This is a genomic window from Ralstonia sp. SET104 (assembly GCF_003851545.1).
Taxonomy (GTDB): domain Bacteria; phylum Pseudomonadota; class Gammaproteobacteria; order Burkholderiales; family Burkholderiaceae; genus Ralstonia.
In genome coordinates this window covers 171,514-186,320 of record NZ_BHVX01000007.1, presented here as the reverse complement: position 1 = coordinate 186,320, position 14,807 = coordinate 171,514, and the positions used below count along the sequence as shown (strand labels likewise).

At 62.5% G+C, this 14,807-nt stretch carries 13 protein-coding genes; 12 read left to right on the top strand and 1 reads right to left on the bottom strand.

Going from position 1 to position 14,807, the window contains the following annotated elements:
• Positions 1-197 precede the first annotated feature (197 nt).
• The gene (locus PSUB009319_RS11420; RefSeq protein ID WP_124382339.1) at positions 198-1,826 is read right to left on the bottom strand and encodes a 3-(methylthio)propionyl-CoA ligase; all 1,629 of its coding nucleotides are present in this window, start codon (positions 1,824-1,826) and stop codon (positions 198-200) included.
• 359 nt (positions 1,827-2,185) lie between these two features.
• On the opposite strand from PSUB009319_RS11420, the gene PSUB009319_RS11415 reads away from it, so the two are divergent.
• The 12 genes from PSUB009319_RS11415 to PSUB009319_RS11360 all read left to right on the top strand — a co-directional run bounded on the left by PSUB009319_RS11415 (position 2,186) and on the right by PSUB009319_RS11360 (position 14,798).
• Positions 2,186-3,775, top strand: coding sequence for a YdiU family protein (locus tag PSUB009319_RS11415; protein ID WP_124382338.1), 1,590 nt, complete (start codon positions 2,186-2,188; stop codon positions 3,773-3,775).
• Positions 3,776-3,923: 148 nt separating this feature from the next.
• Entirely contained in the window at positions 3,924-4,310 is a 387-nt protein-coding gene (msrB, locus tag PSUB009319_RS11410) for a peptide-methionine (R)-S-oxide reductase MsrB (RefSeq protein WP_124382337.1), read from the top strand.
• 54 nt (positions 4,311-4,364) lie between these two features.
• The gene (locus PSUB009319_RS11405; protein WP_124382336.1) at positions 4,365-4,949 is read left to right on the top strand and encodes a septation protein A; all 585 of its coding nucleotides are present in this window, start codon (positions 4,365-4,367) and stop codon (positions 4,947-4,949) included.
• Complete coding sequence (locus tag PSUB009319_RS11400; protein WP_124382335.1) at positions 4,949-5,221, top strand: BolA family transcriptional regulator; 273 nt, start codon at positions 4,949-4,951, stop codon at positions 5,219-5,221. Before PSUB009319_RS11405 ends, PSUB009319_RS11400 begins: the two co-directional genes overlap by 1 nt.
• Before the next feature lie 42 nt (positions 5,222-5,263).
• Positions 5,264-6,061, top strand: coding sequence for a peptidylprolyl isomerase (locus PSUB009319_RS11395; RefSeq protein WP_124382334.1), 798 nt, complete (start codon positions 5,264-5,266; stop codon positions 6,059-6,061).
• Between the two features lie 287 nt (positions 6,062-6,348).
• On the top strand, positions 6,349-7,338 hold the full coding sequence (locus tag PSUB009319_RS11390) for an ABC transporter substrate-binding protein (protein ID WP_124382333.1): 990 nt from the start codon (positions 6,349-6,351) through the stop codon (positions 7,336-7,338).
• Between the two features lie 175 nt (positions 7,339-7,513).
• Positions 7,514-8,434, top strand: coding sequence for an ABC transporter permease (locus tag PSUB009319_RS11385; protein ID WP_124382332.1), 921 nt, complete (start codon positions 7,514-7,516; stop codon positions 8,432-8,434).
• A gap of 1 nt (position 8,435) precedes the next feature.
• A complete protein-coding gene (locus PSUB009319_RS11380; RefSeq protein ID WP_124382331.1) occupies positions 8,436-9,230 on the top strand; it encodes an ABC transporter ATP-binding protein in 795 nt (264 codons plus the stop codon).
• Positions 9,231-9,303: 73 nt separating this feature from the next.
• The gene (locus PSUB009319_RS11375; protein ID WP_124382330.1) at positions 9,304-10,404 is read left to right on the top strand and encodes a J domain-containing protein; all 1,101 of its coding nucleotides are present in this window, start codon (positions 9,304-9,306) and stop codon (positions 10,402-10,404) included.
• Positions 10,405-11,221: 817 nt separating this feature from the next.
• On the top strand, positions 11,222-12,310 hold the full coding sequence (locus PSUB009319_RS11370; RefSeq protein WP_124382329.1) for an ABC transporter ATP-binding protein: 1,089 nt from the start codon (positions 11,222-11,224) through the stop codon (positions 12,308-12,310).
• Between the two features lie 83 nt (positions 12,311-12,393).
• On the top strand, positions 12,394-13,434 hold the full coding sequence (locus PSUB009319_RS11365) for an ABC transporter substrate-binding protein (protein ID WP_124382328.1): 1,041 nt from the start codon (positions 12,394-12,396) through the stop codon (positions 13,432-13,434).
• Between the two features lie 95 nt (positions 13,435-13,529).
• Positions 13,530-14,798 carry an ABC transporter permease gene (locus PSUB009319_RS11360; protein ID WP_124382327.1) on the top strand — a complete coding sequence of 423 codons (1,269 nt, stop codon included), beginning with the start codon at positions 13,530-13,532 and terminating at the stop codon, positions 14,796-14,798.
• Positions 14,799-14,807: the final 9 nt, after the last annotated feature.

The window sequence follows — 14,807 nt, the reverse complement described above, 5'->3', positions numbered from 1 at the left end:
TGGTGGGCGTGCGGCTGCTTGCGTCTCCAGGTTGCAACGCGCCCGGGCTTCATCCCGCGGCATCGTCGTCATATGTATCGACGTGCCGCGGCCGGCCCTGATCCGGTTGTCTTCTGTCCGCCGTCCTCACGCCCGGTTCTGACCGTTGCGCGGGCGGCGGCTTCTGATCCTTCTATTCTTTCTGCACTGCTTGTGATTTACGCCTGCGCAACAGGGAACGTGTAGTCCTTGAATTGTTCGCGCAGCTTGAGCTTCTGCATCTTGCCGGTGGCCGTGAGCGGAATCTCGGTGACGAACACCACATCGTCCGGAATCCACCACTTGGCGACCTTGCCGTCGAAGAATTTGAGCATCTCGTCGCGCGTCAGCTCCGTGCCCGGTTTCTTCATCACCACCAGCAGCGGACGCTCATCCCACTTCGGGTGGTGGCAGGCAATGCACGCGGCCATGTGCACATCCGGGTGAGCAGCGGCCACGTTTTCCACGTCAATGGACGAGATCCACTCGCCGCCGGACTTGATCACGTCCTTGCTGCGGTCGGTGATCTGCATGTAGCCGTCGGCGTCGATGTTGGCCACGTCACCGGTCGGGAACCAGCCATCGACCAGCGGCGACACGTCATTGCGGTAATAGCTCTGAATGGTCCACGGCCCGCGTACATGAAGATCGCCGAACGCCTTGCCATCCCACGGCAGCTCGTGGCCCTCGGCGTCGACGATCTTCATCTCGACGCCGTAGATGGCACGGCCCTGGCGCTCAAGCACGTGCTGTTTGGCTTCGTCCGACAGATCGGCATGCTTGCCCATCAGCCTGCACGTGGTGCCCAGCGGCGACATCTCCGTCATGCCCCACGCGTGGATGACTTCCACGTCGAGTTCCTTGAGCGTGCGGATCATGGCAGGCGGCGCCGCCGAACCGCCAATCACGGTCTTGCGGAACGTCGAGAACTTGAGCTTGTTGGCCTGCACGTGTTGCAGCAAGCCGAGCCACACGGTCGGCACACCGGCCGAGAACGTCACCTTCTCCTGCTCGAACAGGTCGAACAGCGAGGCGCCATCCAGCCTGGGGCCCGGGAAAACCAGCTTGGCGCCCACCAGCGGCACCGAATACGGCAGTCCCCACGCATTGACGTGGAACATCGGCACCACCGGCAGGATCACGTCCTGCGCCGAACACCCAAGCGCGTCCGGCAATGCCGATGCATACGAATGCAGCACCGTGGATCGATGCGAGTACAGCGCTCCCTTCGGGTTGCCCGTGGTGCCCGACGTGTAGCACAGGCCGGCTGCGGTGTTCTCGTCGAACTGCGGCCAGGTGTAGTCGGCACTCTGCGCGTCCAGCAGCTCTTCGTAGCAGAGCATCGGCACGCTTGAGGTGGGCATGTGGGCGCGATCGGTCATCGCCACCCAGCCCTTCACGTTCGGGCAATGCGGCGCAATGCCTTCGATGAGCGGCGCGAACGTCAGGTCGAAGAAGATGTACTGATCGTCAGCGTGATTGACGATATAGGCGATCTGGTCCGGAAACAGCCGCGGGTTGATGGTGTGGCACACCGAACCCGAGCCCGACACACCGTAATAGATTTCAAGATGACGGTAGCCGTTCCAGGCCAGCGTACCGACGCGCTCGCCGGGCTGTACGCCCAGTGCGGCCAGCGCATTCGCCAGTTGCTTGGAACGGTCTCGCACTTGCCGGTACGTGGTGCGATGGATATCGCCCTCGACACGGCGCGACACGACTTCAGTCGAACCGGAATTGCGCGCTGCATGTTCGATGATGGTCGAGATGAGCAGCGGCGCGCTCATCATTTGTCCCATCAGGGCCATGGTGTCTCCTAGAAAAAACTGAACAACCGTTCTATTTTTTGGCCGATTGTTCCCGTGATCGTCAAGCACGTCAACGGGATATTGTTGTGCGCTGCGGCATCCCGCGCAATCGCGGCCCCCATGTTTACCCGGCCATCTAAAAAACCGTACGAACCGTTGTGGTGCAAGGGTTCGCAGTCTGCAGCTTTCTTTACTCGCAAGTACAATACGCGATAGCGTTGCTGCGCCTCAACATGGCGTTTTCCCCTACGGAAAGCGCATTTTGCTGCGCTGCAGAGCGCACAACATTTGACGATTCGGCGCTATTTTTGTGCTGCTGTTTCCTGTGCCAAAGGCTGCTTGCCTTGCCGCCCCGCCCTATGACTGCTTCCCACGCCCCCATATCTGACGATTCCCTTGCTAGCCCTTTCGACTGGTCCGGCCGCCCGGCCGCAGCCTCCGGCTTCTCAGCGCTGGGCGAGCGCTTTCTGACGCGCCTGCCGCCGATGCCCATGCCCTCGGGCGGAACGGGAATCCCCTATCTGGTGGGTTTCGCGCCGGATGCCGCAGCATCGCTCGGCATCACGCGGGCGGAACTCGACACACCGGCCGGGCTGGCCGTATTTACCGGCAACGCCGTCGCCGCATGGAGCGACCCGCTCGCCACTGTCTATTCAGGCCACCAGTTCGGCGTATGGGCGGGCCAGTTGGGCGATGGCCGCGCACTGCTACTGGCCGAATTGCAAACCGCCGAAGGCCCGTGCGAAATGCAGCTCAAGGGCGCCGGCCGCACCCCGTATTCGCGCATGGGCGACGGGCGCGCCGTGCTGCGCTCGTCCATCCGGGAATTTTTGTGTTCGGAAGCCATGGCCGGTCTCGGGATTCCGACCACGCGTGCGCTCTGCGTGACCGGCACTGACGCCCCGGTGCGCCGCGAAGAGATCGAAACCGCTGCTGTCGTCACACGTCTGGCGCCGTCGTTTGTGCGCTTTGGCCACTTCGAGCACTTTGCCGCCAGCGAGCAACTGCTACAACTGCGCGCCCTCGCCGACTACGTCATCGACCGCTTCTATCCCGCCTGCCGCAACGCGCCGCAACCGTACCTCGCCCTGCTGCGGGAAGTCGCCCGGCGCACCGCCGAGCTGATGGCCGACTGGCAAGCCGTCGGCTTCTGCCACGGCGTGATGAACACCGACAACATGTCGATCCTCGGTCTCACGCTCGACTACGGCCCGTTCGGCTTCCTGGATGGCTTTGACGCCAACCACATCTGCAATCACTCCGACACCGGCGGCCGCTACGCTTACGCGCAACAGCCCCAGATCGGCTACTGGAACCTGTTCTGTCTCGCGCAGGCGCTGCTGCCGCTGTTTGGCGACGATCCTGACGTATTCGTTGATTTGAGCGATGAAGCGCGAGCCCAGCCCGCCATCGACGCCGCGCAAAATGTGCTGCTGACCTACCGCGACGTCTACGGTGCCGCCTTCTACGCGCGCTATCGCGCCAAACTCGGTCTGTCGACCGCGCAGGACGAAGACGAAGCGCTCTTCGGCAACCTGTTCAAGCTGCTGCACAACCAGCGCACGGATTACACGCTGTTCTTCCGCCACCTCGCCGAGGTGCGCCGTGATGACGCCCCCGCTGTGGCAGAAGCGCGCAGCGTGCGCGATTTTTTCTTCGACCGCGCCGCTGCCGATGTGTGGCTTGACGCCTATCGTCAGCGCCTGCAGGCCGAACCGCAATCCGATGAAGCACGTGCCGTTGCCATGCATCGCGTTAATCCGAAATACGTGCTGCGCAATCACCTGGCCGAAATTGCAATCCGCCACGCCAAGGAAAAGGATTTCTCCGAGGTCGAAAACCTGCGCGCCGTGCTGGCCCGCCCGTTTGATGATCATCCCGGCTTTGAGCACTACGCGCAGCCGGCCCCGGATTGGGCCTCCTCGCTGGAGGTGAGCTGCTCATCGTAATTCGACATGCCGACATGCGGCACGCGTGATGCGCTGGAACTGACGCCGTGCTCTAATCCGCGCCTGTCAGGATTGCCGCTGCAGCACGACAAACACACACTGGTTGCCCATGAGGCGACCGGCAATACCAACAAGGAGTCTCATCACCATGACCGTCCAGAAAACCGACGTCGAATGGCGCGACCAGCTCTCCGACATGGAATACCGCGTCACCCGCGAAGCCGCCACCGAACGCCCCTTCACCGGCAAGTACTGGGACCACTGGGATCGCGGCGTCTACAACTGCGTGTGCTGCGGCACCCCACTGTTCGAATCGTCGACCAAGTTCGACGCGGGCTGCGGCTGGCCCAGCTATTTCCAGCCCATCAACGGCGAGGTGATCGCCGAGAAGACCGACCGCTCGCACGGCATGCTGCGCATCGAAGTGCAGTGCAAAAACTGCGGCGCGCACCTGGGCCACGTGTTTGAAGACGGCCCCGCGCCAACCGGCCTGCGGTATTGCATCAACTCGGCTGCGCTAAAATTCGGCGATTGATCTTCCTTAGTCATCCTTAATCGTCTGTATAGGCCCGCACAAGCGCGTTCCCGCATGAAATTTCTGTTCGATCTGTTCCCGGTCATCCTGTTCTTTGCTGCCTTCAAGGTGGCCGGTATTTATGTGGCGACCACCGTCGCGATGGTCGCCACCGTGCTGCAGATCGCCTGGGTGTGGTTCAAACACCGCAAGGTGGACGCCATGCAGTGGCTGTCGTTGCTCATCATTGGCGTGTTTGGTGGCGCGACGCTCATCTTCCACAACGACACGTTCATCAAGTGGAAGCCCACCGTGCTGTACTGGCTGTTTGGCGTGGTGTTGCTGGGCAGCGTGGTGGTCGTTCGCAAGAACCTCATCCGCGCCATGATGGAGCAACAGGTGTCGCTGCCAGAACCGATGTGGGCGCGCCTGAACGCCATCTGGGCGATTTTCTTCCTGGCCATGGGCTGCCTGAACCTATATGTGGCCTACAACTACGACACTGACGTGTGGGTCAACTTCAAGCTGTTCGGCTCGATGGGCCTGATGGTGGTGTTCATCCTCGGCCAAAGTGTTTGGCTGGCGCGCCACATGCAGGAACGCCCGGCAAATGGCACCACTCCTGCGGCCAATGACGCCCATATCGGGGAGGACCGCTGATGGCTGCTGACCCACGAGAAATCGAACGCCTGCTGCGCGAGGCTTTCCAGCCCCTTCACCTCGTCGTGGAAGACGACAGCGCCAAGCACGCCGGACACGCCGGTGCGGCCTCCGGCGGCGGGCATTACAACGTCGAAATTGTCAGCCCGGCCTTCGCGGGCAAGAACCGTTTGGCGCGTCATCGCATGGTGTATGATGCGCTGCACACGCTGTGGCCGGCGGCAATCCATGCCCTGGCGATCCGCGCGGTCACTCCCGAAGAAAACACGTAAGCGCATTCCACGCTCACTCGTCCTTCCCTCGAACGCAATCCCATGAAGATTTCCAGCCTCACTGCCAGCCTGCTGGCTGTCGCCTTTGCTGCGGCCGTTGCTCCCGCCATGGCGCAAAACGCCGCTGTGGTCAACGGTAAAGCCATCCCGAGCGCCAAGGTGGACGCGCTGATCAAGAAGTCGGGCCAGCCCGAATCGCCCGATCTGCGCGCCAAGGCCCGCGAAATGCTGGTCGACCGCGAACTGATCGAGCAGGACGCGGCCAAGCGCGGTCTGCTGGAGCGCGATGACGTGCAGGAACAACTGGCTTCGGCCCGCCTGAATGTGCTCGTGGCCGCCGAGTTTGAAGACTACGTCAAGAACAGCCCCGCCACCGAAGACGAACTGCACAAGCAGTACGACAAGATCAAGGCGCAGTTCGGCAACGGCAAGGAATACCACGCTCACCACATCCTGGTGGACAAGGAAGCCGATGCGAAGGCGATCATTGCCAAGCTCAAGAGCGGTGCCAAGTTTGAAGACATTGCCAAGGCCCAATCGAAGGACAAGGGATCGGGCGCCAACGGCGGCGATCTGGACTGGGCCAACCCAGGCACCTACGTGCCGGAATTCTCGGCCGCCCTCACCGGGCTGAAGAAGGGCGAGATCACCCAGACGCCGGTCAAGACGCAATTCGGCTGGCACGTGATCCGCCTGGACGACACGCGCGACGCCAAGATCCCGTCGTTCGAAGACGTCAAGCCGCAACTGCTCGAAATGATGATGGGCGACCAGAACTGGCAACGCAGCAAGTTCCAGGCAATGCTGAGGGACCTGCGCGAAAAGGCGAAGATCCAGTAATTAGCAGCCCGTCGGGGCAGTGAAAAAAGGGGCCGCGTGCCCCTTTTTGATTTGATGGTCGGGTTGCATCGCACGCAACCGGAATCCCCGCTGGCCCCTCATGTTCTTTTGAAGTGTTTGCTGAAAAGCATTGCGATTTGACCCATAATGTGCGCCCACGTGCGCCGGCACCGCACTGCTTCGGTGCATTCAAGAGTCAAAAGAGTCTGAAAAACCAACCACGCCAGCACGGGCATATCCCGCCCGCCGCCCGAGCGAAACCACCCAAAAGGAAACAGGAGATCCTTATGTCCACGTTCAAGCACGCCTTCCGCATTGCTGCGCTTGCCGCCATTCCGATGGCGCTTCTGCAAGCCGCGCCGGCACTGGCCCAAGCCACCAAGACGGTCGAAGTGCTGGCCATCGTTGAGCACCCGGCGCTCGACGCCATCCGCGACGGTGCCAAGGAAGAACTCAAGGCTGAGGGCTTTACCGACACTGGCGCCGGCAAGAACCTGAAGTGGGAATACCAGAGCGCGCAAGGCAGCACCGCCACCGCTGCGCAGATCGCCCGCAAGTTCATCGGCGACAAGCCGGATGCCATCGTCGCCATCGCCACGCCGTCGGCACAGGCGGTTGTGGCAGCCACCAAGTCGATCCCGGTGGTGTACTCGGGTGTGACCGATCCGGTTGCCGCGCAACTGGTCAAGAGTTGGGAGCCCACCGGCACCAACGTGACCGGCGTGTCCGACAAGCTGCCGCTGGACAAGCAGATCGCCCTGATCAAGCGCGTCGTGCCCAACGCCAAGCGCGTGGGCATGGTCTACAACCCGGGTGAAGCCAACTCGGTTGTGGTTGTGACCGAGCTGAAGAAGCTGCTGTCGGCGCAAGGCATGACCCTGGTCGAATCGGCTGCGCCGCGCACGGTAGACATCGCCCCGGCGGCCAAGAACCTGATCGGCAAGGTCGACGTGATCTACACGAACACCGACAACAACGTGGTGTCGGCGTATGAGTCGCTGGTGAAGGTGGCCAATGAAGCGAAGATCCCGCTGGTGGCTGGCGACACCGACAGCGTGAAGCGTGGCGCCATCGCTGCACTGGGCATCAACTACTACAAGCTGGGCCAGCAGACCGGCACGGTCGTTGCTCGCATCCTGAAGGGTGAGAAGCCGGGCGCGATCGCCTCGGCCGGCAGCACCGACCTGGAGCTGTTCGTGAACGAACGCGCGGCCAAGAAGCAAGGCGCGACCCTGTCGGCAGACTTGCTGAAAGACGCCAAGGAAGTCATCAAGTAACTCGCAAGGCGCCGGGTCGGTCTCCGCCCAGCGGAGCCGCCCTGGCGCGGGTCTGGCTGCCCGAGCCCAAACGTGGCTATCCGCCGCATAATGGCCGGGCGCTTACGCTCTTACCCACAAGCGTCCCCGTTCATTGCACACAGGCCGGTGCCCAACCACCGCGCCCTACTCCGACATGTCACTGTTTTCATTGCTCGGCGCCCTGGAGATTGGTCTGATCTTCAGCCTCGTGGCGCTCGGGGTGCTGATTTCGTTCCGCATCCTCAACTTCCCTGACCTTACTGTCGATGGCAGCTTCCCCATGGGCGGCGCTGTGGCGGCCACGCTCATCGCCGGCGGACATGATCCGTTCGTGTCGACCGCGTGCGGCACGCTGGCCGGCGCCTTTGCTGGCTTCGTCACGGGCTGGCTCAACGTGCGCCTGAAGATCATGGATCTGCTCGCCAGTATCCTGATGATGATCGCGCTGTACTCGGTCAACCTGCGCATCATGGGCAAGCCGAACGTGCCGCTCATCTCTGAGCCGACGATCTTCTCGCTGCTGCAGCCGGAATGGATGCCCGACTATGTGTTCCGCCCGGTGCTGCTGGGTGTGGTCGTGGTGATCGTCAAGCTGCTGGTGGACTGGTTCTTCTCAACACAGATCGGTCTGTCGCTGCGTGCCACGGGTGCCAATCCGCGCATGGCACGCGCCCAGGGCGTGGCCACCGGCCGCGCCACGCTGGCTGGCATGGCGCTGTCCAACGCGCTGGTCGCCCTCGCTGGTGCGCTCTACGCACAAACGCAAGGCGGCGCCGATGTGTCGATGGGGATCGGCACCATCGTGATTGGTCTGGCGGCTGTCATCATTGGTGAAACCGTGCTGCCAGCACGCCGCCTGGTGCTGACCACGCTGGCCGTGGTGGTCGGCGCGATCCTGTATCGCTTCTTCATCGCCCTGGCGCTCAACAGCGATTTCATCGGCCTGCAGGCGCAGGACCTGAACATGGTGACCGCTGCGCTAGTGGTGATCGCCCTCGTGCTGCCGGGTGTGCGCCGCAAGGTGTTCGGCAAGTTCGCCCGCAGTGGTAACGGCGCAGCTACCAAGGGGAACTGACATGCTGAGCGCACAAGGACTCACCCTCACCTTCAACCCGGGCACGCCCATCGAGACGCGCGCGCTGCGCGGCCTGTCGCTGGAGATCCCTTCGGGCCAGTTCGTGGCCGTGATCGGCTCGAACGGCGCCGGCAAGTCGACGTTCCTGAACTCCATCAGCGGTGACCAACTGGTCGATTCGGGCCGCATCATCATCAACGGCGAGGACGTCACCCGCAAGACCGCGTGGCAGCGCGCCGACAAGGTCGCCCGCGTGTTCCAGGACCCGATGGCCGGCACCTGCGAAAACCTGACCATCGAAGAGAACATGTCGCTGGCCATGTGCCGCGGCCAGCGTCGCGGCTTTGCGTTTGCGACCAACCGCAAGTGGCGCGAGATCTTCCGCGAGCAACTGCGCCGGCTGGACCTGGGGCTAGAAAACCGCCTGACCGATCGCATCGGTCTGCTCTCGGGCGGCCAACGCCAGGCGGTGAGCCTGCTGATGGCATCGCTGCAGCCCTCGCGCATTCTGTTGCTGGATGAGCACACTGCCGCGCTGGACCCGAAAACGGCCGCCTTCGTGCTGGAACTGACGGCCAAGATCGTCTCGGAAAGCAAGCTGACGACGATGATGGTCACGCACTCCATGCGCCAGGCGCTGGACTACGGCGACCGCACGGTGATGCTGCACCAGGGCAACGTCATCCTCGACGTGCAAGGCGAGGAGCGCCGTGGCTTGGACGTGCCGCATCTGCTGCAGAAGTTCGAGGAAACGCGCGGCGCCAAGGTGGACGACGACGCGCTGTTGCTCGACTGACCCTATTCCTGAGCGCCACCGCGACATGACACAGCCCGGGCTCCCTTAGCGGAGCCCGCGACATTTCCGCTCCATGACCAAGGCACACCGTCCAGCCATCAGCATTGCGCCCGATCAGCACGCGCCGGACGTGCCAACGCTGTCGAAAGGACAGAAAGCATTCAATGCGCTGATCAAGCAGATCGAGAATCGGCGCAAGCGGCTGGTCGACTGGGAGGCGATCACCATCCAGTTCCAAAGCCGATATGCCCGCGAATTCCTCCCGCTGGAGCGAGCCCGCACCGATCTGCACATCCGAATGGTGCAGAGTCTCGACCTTGCCTACGAGCACGAGGGGCTCACCAAGGCCGAGCGCCGCAAAATATCTGCCCTCATCATTGATCTGACCACGGATCTGATCGATGAAGCCCCGAGCCTAAAGGCCCTCTACAACAAGTACAGCGGAACGGACTTTGACCGGCAGGCCGCAGCGCAAGCCGCAGAGATGAAGTTAAGGCTGGAGGCGGCACTCGGTGTCGACTTGGGCGATGACGCAGATGTGCATTCGCAGGAGGCGCTACTGCAGCGCGCCCGAGCGCACATCGAGCAACGCGCCGAGAAAAAGGCCGCCGCCGCAAGCAAGCGCGAAGCACGCCGGGCTGCCAGAAAAAAGTCTCCAAAGCAGCTTGCGGCAGAAGCACGCGAGGAAGACGAACAGGCACAGATCAGCCTGTCTATCCGCGAGATCTATCGCAAGCTCGCCAGCGCCCTGCACCCCGACCGGGAGACCGATCCCCAGGAACGCGATCGGAAGACCCGGCTCATGCAACGCGTCAACGAGGCATACGACAAGAACAACCTGCTGCAACTGCTGGAGTTGCAGCTTGAGCTTGAACACATCGACCAGCGCGCGATCAACCACATCAGCGAAGCCCGGCTGACACACTACAACCAAATTCTGAAAGACCAGGTGCGCGAGCTGGACCGGCAAATCCATCGAGTCGAAACGGCGTTTCGGTACACCTACGGCTACCAGCAATTCGGGGTGCTGCCGCCGGATGCCGTCTTGCAAAAGCTCGACGCCGATATCACTGCGCTCCACCAGCATGTGCGCAATATCGAGCAGGACCTTGCCGCCTTTGACGACATCAGGGACCTGCGGCGCATGCTGAAATCTCGCACGGTGCCTGATTGACGCGCTGTTGAGCGGCGCTTCGATCAAACAAAACGGGCGCCCGATGGACTCATACCCTAAACACACATAGTTATCGGGAAGGTCGCCAGGGAGTTAGTCAGGTTGGCATTGTGAGCATCAAAGCCTTGCGATGTATAAAAGCGATGCTCGCTCGACGGTGACATATGACTGAAACTCGCCGCGCTTCGGTCATTAGCCCCATTTGATGCCGGCTGACCGTGAGCGTCTACCTGGCGCTTGCGTTGGCTGACGAGCCTGCAATCTGATCGCCGGTTGCTGCAGGACAATATTGTTCTTGTAGCGGTCTCGCATTCCACCCAACGCCGTGCACCATTTGCGTGACGACGCGGCGCACCATTTCCACGCAGCGTGAACACCTCCTGTTCCGCCGAAATTGGTTCCATCCTCACGCTGTTTTGACCGCAGCACGGGTGCCAGCGTGCGGCCTACACTCAAACGCGTTCCCGCCACCGCACGATCGGCCGCTGAGCTTGCTCGGGCAAGGCATCGGGGGTTTTCCCTATTGTGGTGCCATCGGCCCGCACGCCCATTGGCTGTGCCAGCGGTGCCGCTCAGAATGGCTCTATCAAATAACCAGGATTGGGTCCACTTGACAGAACAATGAGCCGCTATAGTCCATCCACAATTCAAACCAACACTGACATGTTGGCCGGTCCATCAGGACCCGTGAACGGCAGGAGGGTGGCATGAGCAGTCTGCAGCGGCCCCGCGAAGCGGGGATGCACACATCTGCAAATGCCGCCTGCCGCCGAAAGCGCCAAGGCTGGAAGATCGATCTGGTATGCAGGAGGCAGCAATGAAGACCGACGACGTGATCGTCAGCTTTCGAGGTGTGCGCAAGACGTATGACGGCGAGACCCTCGTGGTCAAGCATCTGGACCTGGACATCTACCAGGGCGAGTTCCTCACGCTGCTCGGCCCCTCCGGCTCGGGCAAGACGACGTGCCTGATGATGCTGGCGGGGTTTGAATTCCCGACCGGCGGCGAGATCCGCCTGGAAGGCGCGCTGCTCAACAACGTGCCGCCGCACAAGCGCAACATCGGCATGGTGTTCCAGAACTACGCGCTGTTTCCGCACCTGACGGTGGCGCAGAACGTGGAATACCCGCTCACCGTGCGCAAGATCGCCGCCAGCGAGCGCGCAGACCGCGTGCACAAGGCCCTGCAGATGGTGCGCATGGAAGGCTTTGCCAAGCGCTACCCGGCGCAACTCTCCGGCGGCCAGCAGCAGCGCATTGCACTGGCCCGCGCGCTGGTGTTCGAGCCCAAGCTGGTGCTGATGGACGAGCCGCTGGGCGCGCTCGACAAGCAACTGCGCGAACACATGCAGTACGAGCTGAAGTCCTTGCATGAAAAGCTGGGCGTGACGTTTGTCTACGTCACGCACGACCAGGGCGAGGCGCTCACCATGTCCGACCGCGTGGCCGTGTTCGACAAGGGCATCGTGCAGCAGCTCGACACCGTGGACAGTCTGTATGAGCGCCCGTGCAACGAGTTCGTCGCCAACTTCATCGGCGACAGCAACACGCTGCGTGGCACCGTTACCCGCATCGACGGCGACTACTGCGAACTGCAGCTCAACGACGGCGCACGCGTGATGGGCCGCAACATTGCCGGCGCCAGCGTGGGTGCCACAGCCACGGGCTGCATCCGCCCGGAGCGCATGCGTCTGCTGGATGGCGCACACGCCAACGGCAATGCACTTGCCGGGCAGACACGCGGCCTCGTCTATTTTGGCGACCACGTGCGCATGCGCTGCGCCCTGCCCGACCAGCCCGAATGCTTCGTCAAGGTGCCGCTGGGCACGCGCGCGCTCGAAGGCTTTGCGCCCGGCGCGCCAATCCAGCTTGAATTCGCACCCGAACACCTGCGCGTTTTTGCCTGACCCATGTGGGCACATCACCCGATGCGCCCACGTGCTACGACCACAAGCCGTACTCACAAGCCAAAGCCAAAAGAGGAGCCAACATGAAGCACATCGCAAAGACGCGTTTGAGCGTACTTGCCGGCGCGTTCACCATTGCATTCGGTGCGCACGCTGCGGAAATCACCGTCGTCAACTTCGGCGGCGCCAACGGTGACGCACAGAAAGCCGCCTTCAACAAGCCGTTTGAAGCGCAGACCAACAACAAGGTCACCGTGGTCGAGTACAACGGCGAGCAGGCCAAGATCAAGGCCATGGTGGAAGCCAAGCACGTCAACTGGGACGTGGTGGAAGTTGAATCCGGCGATATCGGCCGTGGCTGCGACGAAGGTCTGTTCGAGAAGCTCGACTGGAGCAAGATCGCCAAGAAGGGCGACCTGATCCCCGAGTCGCCGAGCACCTGCGGTGTGGGCTTCTTCGTGTGGTCCACCGCGATGGCGTACAACGCTGACAAGCTCAAGACAGCCCCGGCTGGCTGGGCCGATTTCTGGGACGTAAAGAAATTCCCCGGCAAGCGCGGCATGCGCAAGGGTGCGCGCGGCAATCTGGAATTCGCGCTGATGGCCGATGGCGTGCCGGTCAAGGACGTCTACAAGGTGCTCGCCACCAAGGACGGCCAGAACCGCGCGTTCAAGAAGCTCGACCAGTTGAAGCCAAACATCCAGTGGTGGGAAGCCGGTGCGCAGCCGCCGCAATTCCTGGTGGCGGGTGATGTGGTGATGTCCACCGCGTTCAACGGCCGCATCGACGCCGCGCAGCGCGAAGGCAAGAACCTGAAGGTGGTCTGGAACGGCAGCATCTACGACCTGGACTACTGGGCCATCCCCAAGGGCACGCCCAACAAGGCGCTGGCCGAGCAGTACATCGCCTACACGCTGTCGCAGAAGCCGCAGCAGGAATACGCCAAGCACATCGCCTACGGCCCGGCCAACATGGCTGCCATCAAGGCGCTGGACGCCAAGACGCAGGCCAATATGCCGAACTCGCCTGAGAACGCCAAGAACGCTGTGCTGCAGAACCTGCAGTTCTGGACAGACCACGGTGATGAGCTGGAACAGCGCTTCGCCTCGTGGGCGTCGAAGTAAGGGTGTAACGCAGTGACCGCGCGGATGCCCTGCCGGATTGGCAAGGCATTCGCCGGACGAATTCCCGTAGCGATGGCGAGGCAGCATTGAACACCATGACGATCGCGGCTGAATCGGTTCCTGAATCGACGGCCAAACTCAAACGCGAACTGAAGAGCGCTGAGGCGCGCAGGCGTGCCATGGCGCTCGCGCTGGTGGCGCCGCTCGCCATCTTTCTGTTGCTGATTTTTGTGGTGCCGATCGGCGCCCTGCTCACGCGCGCCGTGCAAAACCCTGAGGTGGCTGACGCGCTGCCCAAAACGGTGAGCGCACTCAAGAACTGGGACCGCAAAACGCCGCCCGCCGACGCTGCCTACGTCGCCCTCGCCACAGATTTGACCGCCGTGAGCGAAGGCGAAGCCATGGGCGCGCTGGCCCGCCGCTTGAATACCGAAATCCCTGGCTTCCGCTCGCTGGTCGCCAAAACTGCGCGTGCGATGCCGCTGGCCGATGACCAGGGCAAAGCCCTGGCGCTCACGCCCGCACAAACGCGCGCCAAGCTCCTCGAACTCGACCAGCGCTGGGGCGACGCAACGTACTGGCAGGCCATCGCCAAGAACAGCAGCCGCACATCGCCGTTCTACCTGCTGGCCGCGCTGGACCATCGGCAAGACGCCTTCGGCCACATCGAAGCCACCGACCCTGACGAGCAGATCTACGTGACGGTGTTCCTGCGCACCTTCGTCATCAGCGCAATGGTGACGCTGTTCGCGCTGCTGCTGGGGTATCCGCTGTCGTACTGGATCGCCTCGCTGCCGGAGCGCCGCGCCAACCTCGTCATGGTGATGGTGCTGATCCCGTTCTGGACGTCCATCCTCGTGCGCGTGGCCGCGTGGATCGTGCTGCTGCAGACCGAGGGCCTGATCAACCACGGCTTGATGGACCTCGGCATCATCAAGGAGCCGCTGGCGCTGCTGTTCAACCGCGTGGGCGTGTATATCTCGATGACGCACATCCTGCTGCCGTTCATGATCCTGCCGCTGTACAGCGTGATGAAATCCATCCCGCCCACGTATCAGCGTGCGGCCGTGTCGCTGGGCAGCCATCCGTTTGCTGCGTTCTGGCGCGTGTACGTGCCGCAGACGTATCCGGGCATCGGCGCCGGTGCGCTGCTGGTGTTCATCCTCGCGCTGGGTTACTACATCACCCCCGCGCTGCTGGGTGGGCCAAACGACCAGATGGTCAGCTACTACGTGGCGTACTTCACCAACGTCACCATCAACTGGGGCATGGCCTGCGCGCTGGGTGCTCTGTTGCTGGCAGCAACCTTGGTGCTGTATGCGGTGTACGGCCGCTTCACGCGCCCGAAAGTCCGCGTCGGTTGAACGGAGCAC

Excerpts from the sequence above, each read along its gene's own strand:
- PSUB009319_RS11390 (WP_124382333.1), top strand. The coding sequence starts at position 6,349 with ATGTCCACGTTCAAGCACGCCTTCCGCATTGCTGCGCTTGCCGCCATT.
- PSUB009319_RS11395 (WP_124382334.1), top strand. The coding sequence starts at position 5,264 with ATGAAGATTTCCAGCCTCACTGCCAGCCTGCTGGCTGTCGCCTTTGCT.
- PSUB009319_RS11365 (WP_124382328.1), top strand. The coding sequence starts at position 12,394 with ATGAAGCACATCGCAAAGACGCGTTTGAGCGTACTTGCCGGCGCGTTC.
- msrB (WP_124382337.1), top strand. The coding sequence starts at position 3,924 with ATGACCGTCCAGAAAACCGACGTCGAATGGCGCGACCAGCTCTCCGAC.
- PSUB009319_RS11370 (WP_124382329.1), top strand. The coding sequence starts at position 11,222 with ATGAAGACCGACGACGTGATCGTCAGCTTTCGAGGTGTGCGCAAGACG.
- PSUB009319_RS11405 (WP_124382336.1), top strand. The coding sequence starts at position 4,365 with ATGAAATTTCTGTTCGATCTGTTCCCGGTCATCCTGTTCTTTGCTGCC.
- PSUB009319_RS11420 (WP_124382339.1), bottom strand. The coding sequence starts at position 1,826 with ATGGCCCTGATGGGACAAATGATGAGCGCGCCGCTGCTCATCTCGACC.
- PSUB009319_RS11385 (WP_124382332.1), top strand. The coding sequence starts at position 7,514 with ATGTCACTGTTTTCATTGCTCGGCGCCCTGGAGATTGGTCTGATCTTC.
- PSUB009319_RS11375 (WP_124382330.1), top strand. The coding sequence starts at position 9,304 with ATGACCAAGGCACACCGTCCAGCCATCAGCATTGCGCCCGATCAGCAC.
- PSUB009319_RS11380 (WP_124382331.1), top strand. The coding sequence starts at position 8,436 with ATGCTGAGCGCACAAGGACTCACCCTCACCTTCAACCCGGGCACGCCC.
- PSUB009319_RS11360 (WP_124382327.1), top strand. The coding sequence starts at position 13,530 with ATGACGATCGCGGCTGAATCGGTTCCTGAATCGACGGCCAAACTCAAA.
- PSUB009319_RS11415 (WP_124382338.1), top strand. The coding sequence starts at position 2,186 with ATGACTGCTTCCCACGCCCCCATATCTGACGATTCCCTTGCTAGCCCT.
- PSUB009319_RS11400 (WP_124382335.1), top strand. The coding sequence starts at position 4,949 with ATGGCTGCTGACCCACGAGAAATCGAACGCCTGCTGCGCGAGGCTTTC.